Origin of the sequence: Pseudomonas sp. 51_B (assembly GCF_017491595.1) — a bacterium.
GTDB classification, from domain to species: Bacteria; Pseudomonadota; Gammaproteobacteria; order Pseudomonadales; family Pseudomonadaceae; genus Aquipseudomonas; species Aquipseudomonas promysalinigenes.
Map to the genome: position 1 here is coordinate 1 of NZ_JAFGYW010000640.1, position 233 is coordinate 233.

At 62.7% G+C, this 233-nt stretch carries 1 protein-coding gene; it reads left to right on the top strand.

What is annotated here, in order from left to right; all coding sequences use genetic code 11:
• Positions 1–233: cytosine permease (locus tag J5M56_RS26525; RefSeq protein WP_207938255.1), on the top strand; the 233-nt coding region annotated here is incomplete at both ends.

Consider the following 233-nt stretch of genomic DNA (forward strand, 5'->3'; position numbering starts at 1 on the left):
GATGGGCATCCCGCAAATGATCCAGAGCCGCGCTCAGTTCGGCACCCTCGGCGCGTTACTGGTGGTGGTGATCGCCGGGGTGATGTACATCGGCTTCTTCGCCTCCAACATCGTGCTGGCGGGCAAGTCGCTGCATGGCGTGGTCGAGGCCGTGCCAGTGCCGGTAGGCATCGTCATTGGTGCGCTGGGCTCAGGCATCATCGGCATCATCGGTTACCGCTTCATTCACGTGC